General features: G+C 68.6%; 11 protein-coding genes and 1 pseudogene. 6 read left to right on the forward strand and 6 right to left on the reverse strand.

Going from position 1 to position 12,672, the window contains the following annotated elements:
- Positions 1–7: 7 nt before the first annotated feature.
- The 5 genes from A3CU_RS0121160 (at position 8) to A3CU_RS0121175 (ending at position 5,635) form a co-directional block, all read left to right on the forward strand.
- Complete coding sequence (locus A3CU_RS0121160) at positions 8–919, forward strand: ABC transporter ATP-binding protein (RefSeq protein ID WP_027943999.1); 912 nt, start codon at positions 8–10, stop codon at positions 917–919.
- The gene (locus tag A3CU_RS0121165; RefSeq protein ID WP_027944000.1) at positions 916–2,511 is read left to right on the forward strand and encodes an ABC transporter permease; all 1,596 of its coding nucleotides are present in this window, start codon (positions 916–918) and stop codon (positions 2,509–2,511) included. Before A3CU_RS0121160 ends, A3CU_RS0121165 begins: the two co-directional genes overlap by 4 nt.
- Positions 2,512–2,991: 480 nt before the next feature.
- Complete coding sequence (gene rpmF / locus A3CU_RS51250; protein ID WP_156960463.1) at positions 2,992–3,177, forward strand: 50S ribosomal protein L32; 186 nt, start codon at positions 2,992–2,994, stop codon at positions 3,175–3,177.
- Between the two features lie 29 nt (positions 3,178–3,206).
- Positions 3,207–4,304 (forward strand): radical SAM protein, encoded by a 1,098-nt coding sequence (locus A3CU_RS45865; protein ID WP_084143500.1) that lies wholly within the window; start codon positions 3,207–3,209, stop codon positions 4,302–4,304.
- Positions 4,305–4,381: 77 nt separating this feature from the next.
- Positions 4,382–5,635: an MFS transporter gene (locus A3CU_RS0121175; RefSeq protein ID WP_169739665.1), complete on the forward strand. Its 1,254-nt coding sequence runs from the start codon at positions 4,382–4,384 to the stop codon at positions 5,633–5,635.
- A gap of 118 nt (positions 5,636–5,753) precedes the next feature.
- On the opposite strand, the gene A3CU_RS55715 is transcribed toward A3CU_RS0121175, so the two are convergent.
- The 4 genes and pseudogenes from A3CU_RS55715 to A3CU_RS45875 all read right to left on the reverse strand — a co-directional run bounded on the left by A3CU_RS55715 (position 5,754) and on the right by A3CU_RS45875 (position 8,890).
- Positions 5,754–6,350, reverse strand: coding sequence for a ClpP family protease (locus tag A3CU_RS55715; RefSeq protein WP_052371949.1), 597 nt, complete (start codon positions 6,348–6,350; stop codon positions 5,754–5,756).
- 126 nt (positions 6,351–6,476) lie between these two features.
- Positions 6,477–7,133: pseudogene (locus A3CU_RS55720) on the reverse strand (caspase family protein); the annotation flags it as partial.
- Between the two features lie 2 nt (positions 7,134–7,135).
- Positions 7,136–7,498 carry an effector-associated constant component EACC1 gene (locus tag A3CU_RS0121190; protein ID WP_052371933.1) on the reverse strand — a complete coding sequence of 121 codons (363 nt, stop codon included), beginning with the start codon at positions 7,496–7,498 and terminating at the stop codon, positions 7,136–7,138.
- A 111-nt stretch (positions 7,499–7,609) separates the two neighbouring features.
- Positions 7,610–8,890, reverse strand: a complete 1,281-nt coding sequence (locus A3CU_RS45875; protein ID WP_052371934.1) for an ROK family transcriptional regulator — start codon at positions 8,888–8,890, stop codon at positions 7,610–7,612.
- Positions 8,891–9,067: 177 nt separating this feature from the next.
- On the opposite strand from A3CU_RS45875, the gene ggh reads away from it, so the two are divergent.
- Complete coding sequence (gene ggh, locus A3CU_RS45880) at positions 9,068–10,444, forward strand: glucosylglycerate hydrolase (RefSeq protein WP_245617241.1); 1,377 nt, start codon at positions 9,068–9,070, stop codon at positions 10,442–10,444.
- Here ggh and A3CU_RS45885 read toward each other — a convergent pair.
- Positions 10,396–11,397, reverse strand: a complete 1,002-nt coding sequence (locus A3CU_RS45885; protein WP_063628865.1) for a 2-hydroxyacid dehydrogenase — start codon at positions 11,395–11,397, stop codon at positions 10,396–10,398. The two genes, ggh and A3CU_RS45885, sit on opposite strands and share 49 nt — an antisense overlap.
- Positions 11,398–11,438: 41 nt before the next feature.
- The gene (locus A3CU_RS45890) at positions 11,439–12,629 is read right to left on the reverse strand and encodes an enolase C-terminal domain-like protein (protein ID WP_052371936.1); all 1,191 of its coding nucleotides are present in this window, start codon (positions 12,627–12,629) and stop codon (positions 11,439–11,441) included.
- Positions 12,630–12,672: the final 43 nt, after the last annotated feature.

A 12,672-nucleotide genomic window follows, 5' to 3' on the forward strand; every position in this document is an offset into this window, starting at 1 on the left:
GCTCATGATGACCGATCCTGTTTCGGTAAGCGGTCTGGTCAAGACGTTCGGCCGCACCACCGCGTTGGACGGGCTTGACCTCACGGTGCACACCGGTGAGGTGCACGGCTTCCTCGGACCGAACGGTGCCGGGAAGAGCACCACGATCCGCATTCTGTTGGGCCTGCTGCGCGCGGACGCGGGTTCCGTCCGATTGCTCGGCGGCGATCCGTGGGCCGACGCGACCACGTTGCACCGACAGGTTGCCTACGTACCCGGAGATGTCACGCTCTGGCCGAGTCTGTCCGGTGGCGAGGTCATCGATCTTCTGGTGCAGGTACGTGGCGGCCTCGATCCCACCCGGCGGGACGAGTTGGTCGAACGCTTCGACCTGAACCCGCGGACCAAGACCCGTGCCTACTCCAAGGGTAACCGGCAGAAGGTGGCATTGATCGCCGCGTTTGCCTCCGACACCGAATTGCTGATTCTCGATGAGCCCACCACGGGTCTGGATCCGTTGATGGAGAAGGTATTCCAGGATGTCGTCCGCGAGGAGCGCCGGGCCGGGCGGACCGTGCTGCTCTCCAGCCACATCCTGGCCGAGGTGGAGGCGCTGTGCGACCGCGTCACCATCGTCCGCGACGGCCGGACGGTCGACACCGGTAGCCTCGCCGAGCTTCGGCATCTGACCCATACCTCCATCCAGGCCGAGATCTCCGGGTCCGCGGACGGGCTCGCGGATCTGCCGGGAGTGCACGACCTGCGGGTCGAGGGCGGCCTCGTTCGCTTCGACGTCGAGACCGGCGCGCTCGGCCCAGTCCTGCGTCACCTCGACATGCTCGGCGTTCGCAGTATCGTCAGCCAACCGCCGACGCTCGAAGAACTGTTCCTGCGGCACTACGACCGTTCCGGCGCACACCGGGTGGAGGTCGGCCGATGAACGCGACCGCCGGCACCGGCCGTCTGGTCAAACTGGCGCTGCGCCGCGAGAAAACCCTTGCGCCGTGGTGGATTCTCCTGCTCTGCACCATGGCGCTGGTCATGCTCGCCTACATCAAGCGGAACATGCCCACGCCCGAGGCGATGCAGACCTACTTCAAGCTGATCAACGGCAACACTTTCCTCCGCTCGCTCGGCGGCTCGTACGTCGTGCCCGACGTCGGCTTCATGGCGGCCTGGCGCAGCGGCGGATTCCTCTACGTGCTCAGCGGGCTGGCCGCCGTGATGATCGTCGTCCGCCATACCCGCGCCGACGAGGACACCGGCCGCACCGAACTGCTCCGCGCTGGTCAGATTGGCCGCTCCGCCGCACTGAGCACGGCCCTGCTGGTCGCGGGCGGAGCCAGCCTGGCGGGCGGGGTACTGCCCGCACTCGTGTTGATCGCGACCGGGCTGGACCCGGTCGGATCGATCACCTACGGCGCTGCCATGACCGCGGCCGGCTGGGTGTTCGCCGCCGTCGCCGCGGTGGCCGCCCAGCTCGCGCGCACCGCCCGCACGGCCAGGGCCATCAGTCTGGCCGTCCTCGGTGGCGCCTACATCCTCCGCTACGCGGGCGACGCGAGCGAACAGTACTGGATGAAGTACCTCTCGCCGATCGGCTGGAGCCACCTGGTCGTGCCGTACTCGGGTAACCACTGGGAGATGCTCGCGGTGTCGCTCGCGGTGGCAGCGTGCCTGTCGGCCCTTGCCTACTGGCTGGTCGGCAACCGTGACCTGGGTGAAGGGCTGCTTCCCGAGCGTCAAGGGCACGAGAGGGCTCCCGGACTCCACGGCCCGATCAGCCTGTCCTGGCGCCTCAACCGCGGCCTGTTGATCAAATGGGCCGTCGCGATCGGCGTCTTCGCCGCGGCCGCCGGGTCTCTCACCAATCTGATAGCGGGGACCGACACGCCTCCCTCGTTCGCCAAGCAACTGGTGGAAGGCTTCGGTGGCAAGCCGGGAGCAACATATCTCGACAACGGCCTCTGGGCATTCACCATGATCTTCGCCTACGTCATCGCGCTCTACCCGGTCCTGATGATCCAGCGGCTACGCGCGGACGAGACCAGCGGCCGCACCGAAGCCCTCCAGGCCACGCCGGTGACCCGGCTGCGCTGGGCAGCCGGGCACCTGGTGGTGGCCGGCCTCGGCACCGCGGCACTGCTGGCCATCGCCGGTCTGGTCTGCGGCACGGTGTTCTCGCAGGTCGCGGGCCAGCCGTCGGACATACTCCGCCTTCTCGCCGCAACGATGGGAACTCTCCCCGCGGCCTGGCTGACCGGCGCGATCTGTTTGTTCGCCTACGGCCTGATCCCCAGGGCCGCGATCGCGATCTCCTGGATCGCCTGGATCGCGACCGTCGTGCTCGGGCGGATCGCCGGCCCGTTGTACGGACTCTGGGGCGGAACCCCCGTCGAACCGTTCCACTACATCCCGAACACCGTTGCCGGAGCACCATTCGACGCCATGCCCGCCATCGTGATGCTCACGCTGTCGGCTCTCCTGCTCGGCGGCGGACTACTCGCCCTCCGCTGCCGCGATTTCGGCTGAATCCGACTTGCCATCTCTTCGGTGTCCATTATGGACATCGAAGAGACAGCTTGTGACCCCCAATGGCCTGGGGGCCGCCCACCGCCTGCGCTCGGCTGGAGAAATTACGGCTGATAGGGTGGGTGGCGTGATCGAGGTCGACAGAATCTAGCCACCGAACTGCCGGTGGCTTTCATCCGCGTGGCCGATGCCCACGCTGGTGTACGACCGTTCTCCTTGCGCAGCAGCGTGAGCGCGCCCGTCCAAGGCGTCGACACCTCTGCTTGAACTTCGCCGGCACGTTCGCACCGCACCGACCTCGGTCTTGAGTTCGTGCCCGCGAACTTCGATCCTCCTCGTGCCCATCCGTCGCCCGGCATCGCACGCAGACGGCACCCCGGTTACTCCGGTCGAATCTCTCGCCGCAGTGACTCACGGCCCGTGGTCGGTTGTCCCGCCAGCTCCGCTGGCATTCACAACCACTCACGAAGGGCCATGGCCATGCAGCACCGCACGTCGCGTTCCCGCGCTCGCCACCGTCGCGCCCGCTGGAAAGCGACCGCTCCAACGCTCACCACCTGCACGAATTCCGCCTGCGGCAAGCTCATCCCGGCGCACTGCGCATGCCCGTACTGCGGCTTCTACCGGGGGCGCGAAGTCTTGCCTTCGACCGGTGGTGACACGTGAGCACTGTCCTGACCACGAGGAGCCGCTGGATGCGCATTCGCGACCATCTCGCACAGGCCGGTACGCCCGCGTTCCGGTTCCGTCAGCTCATCGCCGCGTGGCAGAACTCGACGGTCGAGACCTTCGCCGACGTTCATGCGCTGCCCGCCGGCCTGCGGGCCGACCTCGCGGAGCGATTCGGCCCGCGGCTGCATCCCTTGACCCCGCTGGAAGTCCACCGAGACGAACAGGTCGAGAAGGTGCTGTTCGCTTCCGAAAGCGGCGCCCGCATCGAGACCGTCGTGTCGCACTATCGAGCCGGTTGGGACTCCATGTGCATCTCGTCGCAGGCCGGGTGCGGACTGGGCTGCACCTTCTGCGCCACCGGCGCGATGGGCCTGGTCCGCAACCTCACCGCCGACGAGATCGTCGCCCAGGTGATGCATCCACATTGGACCCGCGAAGGGTGGCCCCGACCCGCGAGTGTCGCGTTCATGGGGATGGGAGAGGCGCTCGCCAATCCTCACGTGTTCGACGCGCTGACCCTGCTGACCGATGCGCGCTACGCGGGGATGTCCGCACGGCGGGTGACCGTGTCCACCGTGGGGTTCGCGCCGAACCTGGCCCGGCTGGTCGACGAGCACCCGCAGGTGACGATCACCCTGTCCGTGCACTCGCCGTTCACGCCCGAGCGTGCCCGCATCATCCCGCTCGAGGAACGCTTCCCGCTCGCGCAGAGCCTCGACATCCTCGACCGGCACGCCGCCACGAACCGTCGAAAGGTCTACCTCGCCTATCTGCTCATCGAAAGCGTCAACGACAGCGACGACCATCTCGCTGCTCTCGCCGAACTGGTCCATGCTCGATCTCGACCGGACCTGTTCCAGGTCAGCGTCATCCGCTACAACGACGCGGCCGGGGCAGCGCCGGACTACCGGGCCCCGTCCTCCGCCCGAGTCGACGAGTTCGTGTGCGGACTCACCACGCGCGGCGTGCGCGCGACGAGGCGGCGGCAGTCCGGTACCGGCATCGCGGCCGGCTGCGGTCAGCTCCACGCCAAGTACCTCGCGGCGAACCAAGCCGGCACCGTGAGCGTGGCCGGTTACCTCGGTGAGGGTGGTGCGGTCAGGGTGTTCTCGCAGAGCTGAGCGAGGTGGGGCGCGTTGCCATGGTGTCGCTCGGCCGGGACCGCTATGTCTGGGTACTGGGCGGAACAGGAGTGGACATGGCAGAGCCGCAATACGAGGACCCCGTGACGCCGGCAGACCGCGCCGCGAGTCGGCGCGATGAGCGCTCATCCGTGTGGTGGCGGCGCACCCGCTATCCCGCCTTCGCCCTGTCGCGGTTCATCTCGCAGGCCGGCGACATGGCGGCGATCACCGCGCTCACCGTGCACGTGTATGCGATCACCGACTCCGGGTTCGCCGTGGGCGCGCTGTTCGTCGCCCGGGTGCTCCCGCGCATCCTCGGGCTGCTCGCCGGTGCCGTCGGCGACCGGACCGAGCTGCGCCGACTCATGATCGCCTGTGACCTCGTGTGCGGCATCGTGTTCCTGGGCATCGCCGTCGTCGATCCCGGGTACCTGGCGTTGCTGGTGCTGGTGTTCGTCGCGGAGTGCGCCGCGACGGTCGCGCTGCCCGCGTCGCGCACGATGATCGGCCGGGTGGTGCCCGACGAACACCGGACGGCGGCCAACGGGCTGCTGCTGGCCGCGGTGGCGGTGGGCTTCGTCGGCGGGTCCGCGTTGGGTGGGCTGGCTGCGGCCGCATGGGACTACCGGTGGGCGCTCGTGGCGAACGCGGGGAGCTTCGTGATCTCCGCGTTGCTGCTGACCCGCCTGCCCACCGCAACGCCCGTGCCGAGGACCACGCCGTCCGCAGGGTTCCTCGCCGATGCTGTCGCGGGGCTGTCGGTGCTGCGCGCCGACCGCTGGGTCACGACGGTGACCATCGGCATGGTGGGCATCGCGTTCGCCGCGTCGATCGACCGGCCCGCGATGATCGTCTTGGTCGAGGAGGACCTGCGGTCGTCCGGCCTCGGGTACGGACTCGCGCTGGGCGGAATCGCGCTCGGCGCGCTGGTGGTCTCACTCGCCGCGCTGCGGTCGAAGATGTTGAACGGCCGGTCCATGGCGGTGTTCTCCCTTGGAGTCGTCGTGCAGGCAGCCGGCCACCTCGCCATGGGAGTGAGCCCGGTGGTGGCGGTGCTGGTGGCCGCCGCGGTCGTCGCGGGAATCGGCAACGGCATGGAGTCGGTGTGCGGCAATTCTCTCCTGCAACGCAGCACACCGCAGGAGTCGCTCGGAGTGGTCATGGGCGTCGTGCTGAGCGGGTCGTTCCTGGCCAACGCGCTCGGCTCCGTCGTCGGCGGCGCAGCGGTAGGACTGCTCGGCGCGCAATGGACGTTCGTGGTCGCGGCCGCGGTCATGATGGCCTGTGCCGTGCCCGTGCTGCGCCGAAGCAGACGCGAACCCGGCTGAACGAAGACAGCCTGCGAGCCCGTTCACGGTCACTGAGCTGTCACCACACCGCCCGAGAGTGCCCCGCTGGAAGACCGGGTTGTTGCGGAAAAGATCGCCCACATCGCCGCAGCGCCGGCTAACCAGCGATGTTCAACCGTGTGACGACCTGGTCGATCAAGCCGTAGTCGAGCGCCTCCCGCGCGGAGAACCAACGCGCCTGGCGGGCGTCCGCCTCAACCTGCTTGACTGACTGGCCGGTGTCTTCCGCGATAATCCGCACGATCTCCTTGTTCCATTTGACAAACAGGGACTCGTGCTCTTTCGAGCGCAAGCCCGGTGCCCAGGCCGCCTTCAACAGGATTCTGGCATGGGGAAGTGCGTACCGTTTGCCCGGCATGCCACTTGAGAGCAGCAATTGCGCCGTGCCGGAGGCCAACCCGATCGCCCAAGTGGACACGTCCGGCTCGATCAATCTAATTGTGTCGTAGATGGCTACGCCAGCCGAGACGGAGCCACCAGTTGAATTGATGTAAAGACTGATGTCAGCTGCTGGATCTTCGTCCGCAAGGATCAGCAGGTGCGCGCAAATTCGATTAGCCACATTGTCGTCGATCTCCGTGTTCAGCACGAGTACCCTGTTGCCCAAGAGTTGGTGAAGTACGGTCTCGTTTACCTGATCGGTCAGTAGCGCTTGCAGCAAACCGGCAGCTGGGTCTGGGTGCGCGCCGGCCATCTGCTTGACGGTGATCCGCGGGTCGGCGGGCTGGTCGGGTAGGTGAGCGGGGTTGCGCCCCAAGGCCAAATCGTGCACGTTGTCGGTCCCGCGCTGCTTGGGTATTGGCCAACCCTTCGCCGCCATCCGATGCCGCAGTTGTTGATAGAGCAGGTGAAGGTCCAACTCGGCCGGGCCGGCGGTTATCCCGTCACGCAGCAGGGCGAGCAACTCTCCAGAGAACGCGGTGTAACGCGCCCCTGGCGGGGCGAGCGCGGGCGTATTGGCCGAGGTTGAGGTCAGGGTGTAGGTCCCGCTCACGTCGACCTGACCCAACACCAGCGATTCGTGGTCGGCCATGAAATCGTCAATGGCGCGGCCGGAAAAACAGCAGTCCAGGATCAGCACTTTGGTGCTTGCCCGGCTGTCCAACAGTTCGTCGCGCACCCAGGCGAAGGGCAATGCGGAATATTGCGGCCGGTCCAGATCAGTGGTGGTCAACCCCAGATACAACTCGTGCTGCCGCGCGCCGATCACGCCATGCCCGGCGTAGTAGACCAGCAGCACATCATCGGCGGCGGTGGCGATGTCGGCCAGCAACATCGCCACTCGGCGGTCATCGGTCGGGTCTTCGACCAGAGTGCAGTGCTCTGCGTCGAACACGCCGGTGTCCGGGTCCGTGAGTACGGCCTTCAGATCGGTGAGATTGTTGGCGACCGAAGGGAGGTCGGGCAGGCGCGCGTCCTGATAACTGCCGGTGCCGATCAGAATGGCCCGGGATCGGGGCCGGTCGGGCAGTGGCATGGCTACCGGTCACCAGGGTGGTGCACGCAGCCACGCAACAGGCCCTCGATCTCGCCGGCGGTGCGCAGATTCTCGCCGGTGATCTCCACCCTGGTGCCATCGGGCGTGGCCACCGCGATCCGGACCGTGGCTCGGCGCGGCTGGCGCAGCCACACAGACAGTGAACCGGCCAGCGCGGTGAGCGCGCCGCCACCGCCGACCGCTACCGCCAGAACGTCGACCAGGGAACCCATCTGGCCCTGTTCCGGCGGGTGACGAATCAATCGGACCCGGCCGCGCAGCTCTCCCTCACGACGCAGCCAGTCGGTGAGCGACGCCAGTCCGGCGACCGCATCGACACCTTCCACCACCAGCCATGACTCCATCAAGACCCCTTTCGGCGCACCCGAACGCTTTCGTGCGCCAGCAATCAGTGGCTGACAACTGGCGTTACAGGATAGAGATTGCCGTATTCGCGGGAGCCATCGGAGACATTCTTATCGTCGCCGGGTCGATTTTCGGGGCGCGCGGCTGGGCTGGGCAACTGGGACGCTGTCCTCGGTGGCCTCGGTAGCATCCGCGGGCTCCGTTTTGGCGGAGTCGGCGAGCAGGGTGTCGATCGCGGTTGCCGAATAGACGTTGCGGACCAGTTTCCTGCTGAGCCCGACGGTTCCGCCCTCGTCGCCGATCCGGGCGGGCACGACCCGCAGCTTCAACATGGCGCGCTCGACGGTGTCGCCGCGCACCTGTCGCTCGATCTCCGCCGCAACGACGTCCAGCCGACCCAGTGAGCCGCCGAGCACCAGCGTCTCCGGGTTGACGATGGCCACCATCGAGGCGAGTACCCGGCCGAGTCTTCGGGCACCCTTACGCAGTGCGCCGACGACCACGGGGTCGCCTTCACGGGCACGCTGCACGACATCTTCCAGGTCGTGCATGCCGTGCCCGCGCAGTTGCTCGACGATGGCCCGGCCCGAGGCCCACGCGGCGAGGCACCCCCGGCGGCCGCAGGTACATGGCGGGCCGTCGTCGGTGAGCCGGATGTGGCCGATGTCGCCGGCCGCGCCGTTGGCGCCGCCGATCACTTCCCCGCCCACGACGACGCCGGCCCCGATGCCGCTGGAGTACTTGACGCCCAGCAGGATGCCGGCTTCCCCGGTGGCCGCCGCCTCCCCCAGGCTGAACGCCCGCGCGTCGTTCTCCAGCAGCACCGGCACGCCCCACCGTTGCTGAATGCGTTCCTTCAACCCGTAGTCCTGCCAGCCCGGCATCGTCGTGCATTCGCTCATCTGGCCGGTCTCCGAGTCGACCGGGGCCGGAATGCCCATGCCCACGCCGACCAGGTGCGCACTGGGGTCGGCCGCCAGCAGGGCGTCGCCCTGGTCCAGGAGCCGCGGCAGCAACCGCGAGGGTGGGTTGGAGATGTCGAACCGGAGGGACACCATGCGGAGCGTGTTTCCGGAGAGGTCGGCAACGGCGATCCGGCCGTGCACGTGCCCCAGATCGAAGATCAGGAGCACCCGGTCGCGGTCGTCGAAGCGCAGCAGTTGCGCCGGCCGGCCACCCTCGGAGCTGGTGGTGCCGGCTTCGTACACCAGCCCGGCCTTGAAGAGCTGATCCAGCCTCTCGAACAGGGTGGTACGTGAGACGCCGGTCGCGGCGAGCAGCTGCTGCCGAGTCCAGCCAGGGCGGCTCCGGATCAGCGAGAACATGTGGCCTGCGGACGTGGGCCCGGTGCCCGCCGCGACGGCGCTGGTCTTCGAGTTCTCGGAAGTCACACGCTTATCTTCCTCCCGATCGCTCCAATGACCTTGACCACCGGCAGCTCGCTCATTACGTTCAGTCAGAATACATAAGTCCGGACCGCCGATCCAGGCTGTAGCGCCCGTTGTTCGCGGTCTCGCCCGTCAGCGCGCCGGTCCGGCCCGCCATCAAGCGAGTGAGGGATCAAGTACGTGGAGACAGACGCCGTCGTGTCGTCTACTGCCGGCTCTCGAGCGGCTGATACGCCCGACCGGCCGGCCGGCGAACTTGCCGAGGCCGCGGCCGCGGTCTTGCGCAGCAACGACAACGGCGTGACATTGGTGGCCGCACCCGAGCTCTACCCGCATCAATGGAGCTGGGACGCCGCGTTCATCTCGGTTGGTCTGGCCCACCTGTCGGTGCCGCGCGCGCTCGCCGAACTGTCCTTCCTGGTGCGCGCGCAGTGGCGGACCGGAATGATCCCGCACATCGTCTTCGGCGACTCCGGGGACTATTTCCCCGGCCCGCGGCGGTGGCGCACCGAACGCTCGCCGAACCGGCCGGCGGGCGTGGCCACCTCGGGGATTTGTCAGCCGCCCGTACATAGCATCGCCCTGGCCGCGATCGGCGACGTGGCTCGTCGTCACGGGGCCACCGAACGGCGCGCCTTCGACGAGTTCCTGCGCGCCACCCTGGACAGCTGGCTGGCCTGGCACGTCTGGCTGGCCACCGCTCGCGACCCTGGCGAGACCGGCCTGTTCGAGATTCACCACGGCTGGGAGTCAGGTATGGACAACTCCCCTCGCTGGGACGCGCCCTACTCGCGCGTGGTCCCCGGCCACATGGAACCGTTCGAACGACGCGACATCCTGCACGTCGAAGACATCAACGAACGGCCGACCGATGCCGACTACCGGCGCTACATCTGGCTCGTCGACCAGATGGCCGAGGCGCGCTACGACGACGACGTCATCGCGCGCACGATCGACTTCCGGGTCGGCGACGTCTTCAGCTCAGCGCTGCTGGCGCAGGCCAGTGACGTGCTCGCTGAATTGGCAGAGGACATCGGTCGCCGTTCGGCGGCAGAGCAACTACGCACCATCGCGGCGCGTTTTCGCCGCGGGGTGATCGAGGCCGTGTCCCCGGAGACCGGACTGGCTCGTGACCGCGACCGGATCACCGGTGAATGGCTGTCCACCGCGACGATCGGCGGCTTCGCGCCCATGCTGTGCGGCGGAGACGACGGCATCCTGGCCGGGCAACGCGCGAAACTGCTGGGTCCGGACTGGTGCGGCCACCCGGCGCTGCGCTACGCGCTGGTGCCGAGCACGTCGCCCAACGACGACGCGTTCCAACCCGGCCGGTACTGGCGTGGCCCGCAATGGCCCGTGATCAACTGGCTGTTCGCGCACGCGGCCTCGGCGCGCGGCGACGCCGAGCTGTCCGAAACGCTCCGCGAGGAGTCGTTGCGCCAGCTCAGCGACGCCAGCTTCGCCGAGTACTACCACCCGTTCACGGGCGAACCGCTGGGCAGCCGCTATCAGTCCTGGACGGCCGCCGTGGCGCTCGACTGGTCGGCGGCACGGTAAGACTCGTTTACGACGTCGCGCGGCGCCTGCCCGGCGAGCACGCGCCGCAGGTTCTCGGCGACGGCCTGCCGCACCCGGACCCGGGACTGCTGGGAGTTCGCGCCGATGTGGGGCGAAAGGTAGACGTTGTCGAGTCCGCGCAGCGGCGAGCGCGGGTCGAGCGGCTCGGACTCGAACACGTCGAGGGCCGCGGCCGCCGGTCGCCCGGCGCGCAGCCCGGCCACCAGGGCCGCGGTGTCGATCAACCCGCCGCGGGCGGAGTTCACCAGGATGGCGCCCGGCTTCATCCGCGCGAACTCGGCCGCGCCGAAGGAGTGCCGGGTCGCGGCGGTCAGCGGCAGGTGCAGGCTGATCACATCGGACTCCGCGAGCAGCCGGTCCAGCGGGACGGCGTGGGCGCCGGGCACGTCGACTCCGCGGCGCGTGGTGTAGTGGACCCGCGACCCGAAGCCGCTCAGGCGGGCGGTGACGGCGCGGGCCACCGCGCCCATGCCGACCAGCCCGACGGTGAGCTCTCCGAGTTCGGTGCGGAGTTCGGCCGCGTAAGGAATTCCGGCACGCATGGCATTGTGCGCGGCCACGCCGTCCCGCAGCAGGTTCAACGTCGCCATGATCACCCAGTCAGCGACGGCCGGCGCGTTGCGGCCGGGCGTGTTCGCGACCGGGATCCCCTGGGCCGCGGCCTGTTCGACGTCGATGGAGTCGTACCCGGCGGCCGGCTGCTGGATGAACCGGCAGCGCGTCATGGCCGAGATGGCCGTCCGGTCGAGCAGGTACCGGCGGGCCGCGTCGGCGATCACGATATCGGCGTCGGACACGAGGTCGCGCAGCTCGTCCCGGTCGCCGCCGCCCGAGGCGATGCGGATCTCTGGTTCGGCGGTTCCGGCCAGTTCCCGCACGAGCGCGTCGTCGTAGGCTGACAGGCAGGCCAGCACGGGCCGTGGACTGGTCAAAGTGGACTCTCCGGCTGCTCGGTGGTCGGTCAGGGGCTGGGTCAGCTCAGCGGTCGCGCGTCGCGGATCGCTTCATCGTTGAGGCGCATGCCGAGGCCGGTCGCCCGCGGGGCGTGGATCACCCCGTTTTCCGGGCGGATCGGCTCCGCGAGGAAGTGCTGGTACAGCGGGGCCAGCCGGAGGAGGTACTCCATCTCCGGCACCAGAGCCGGCGAGGACGCGAAGGTCAGCGCGGCGTTGCACTGCACCGACTGGCCGTGCGGGATGAACTGGCGTCCCGCCGCCGAAACCAGTGCGCCGATCCGTGTCATCTCGCTGATGCCGCCGCCCCAGTGCGGGTCGGCCTGGTACATGTCGAGCAGGTCGTCACGCAGCAGCCGGGCGATGCCCCAGCGGGTGTACTCGTGTTCGCCGCCGGCGAGCTGGGTCCGGCCGCCGACGAGCGTGCGCAGCGACTTCAAGCCCGCGGAGTCGTCCGGCAGCAGGGGTTCCTCGATCCACCGCAGCCGCAGGTGCTCGGTTTCGCGAGCCACCGCGACGGTGAACGGGATGTCCCAGGAGTTCCACGCGTCCAGCATGATCTCGAGGTCGTCGCCACCCGCCTCGCGGACGGCGGCGACGAGCCGGACGACCTTGTCGACACCGGCGTGACCGTCGTTCGGGCCCCATCGCGGGAACCACTTGACCCCGCCGAAGCCCTGCGCACGCAGTTCGCGGGTGCGCGCCCGGACGTCATCGAGGTTGAGCGAATCGCCGAGGGTCGACGCGTAGACCGGTGCGATGTCCCGCGTCGGACCGCCGAGCAGCACGTGCGCCGGTACTCCGAAGTACTGGCCGCGGATGTCCCACAGCGCGCAGTCCACTGCGGACACCGCGAGCATGCCGGTGCCGGCGCGGCCGTGGATCGCCGATCGGTACGCGAGGTCCCAGACGCGTTCGCCGGCGAGCGGGTCGGCACCCAGCAACACGGACCGCAGCGTGGCCGACACCGCGTGTGCCTGCTCGGCCGACAGCACCGCGGTGGTGCCGGTGATCCCCTCGTCCGTGTCGATGTGCAGGAAGATCTGCCGGACCTCCAGCTCGCCGCCGGGGAGTTCGGGCAGCTGCTGCGGGCCGCGAGCGGCGAATTCCGGATACACGTCGACGGGGCGGCGGAGGCGGTCGCGCCAGAACGGCTCGCCGCCGGGCAGCGCACCCAGGTACTCAACGCATCGAACATCGACGATCCGCACGAAAAACCTCCCATGATTTGTCAGAGGAGTGTACAAAAGTCAG

The sequence above is a fragment of the Amycolatopsis taiwanensis DSM 45107 genome, assembly GCF_000519205.1.
In the GTDB taxonomy this organism is placed as follows: domain Bacteria; phylum Actinomycetota; class Actinomycetes; order Mycobacteriales; family Pseudonocardiaceae; genus Amycolatopsis_E; species Amycolatopsis_E taiwanensis.

Bases quoted from the DNA above. Each gene is read 5' to 3' on its own strand.
- A3CU_RS0121160 (WP_027943999.1), top strand. From the start codon at position 8: ATGACCGATCCTGTTTCGGTAAGCGGTCTGGTCAAGACGTTCGGCCGC.
- A3CU_RS0121165 (WP_027944000.1), top strand. From the start codon at position 916: ATGAACGCGACCGCCGGCACCGGCCGTCTGGTCAAACTGGCGCTGCGC.
- rpmF (WP_156960463.1), top strand. From the start codon at position 2,992: ATGCAGCACCGCACGTCGCGTTCCCGCGCTCGCCACCGTCGCGCCCGC.
- A3CU_RS45865 (WP_084143500.1), top strand. From the start codon at position 3,207: ATGCGCATTCGCGACCATCTCGCACAGGCCGGTACGCCCGCGTTCCGG.
- A3CU_RS0121175 (WP_169739665.1), top strand. From the start codon at position 4,382: ATGGCAGAGCCGCAATACGAGGACCCCGTGACGCCGGCAGACCGCGCC.
- A3CU_RS55715 (WP_052371949.1), bottom strand. From the start codon at position 6,350: ATGGCCGGCGCGCACCCAGACCCAGCTGCCGGTTTGCTGCAAGCGCTA.
- A3CU_RS0121190 (WP_052371933.1), bottom strand. From the start codon at position 7,498: ATGGAGTCATGGCTGGTGGTGGAAGGTGTCGATGCGGTCGCCGGACTG.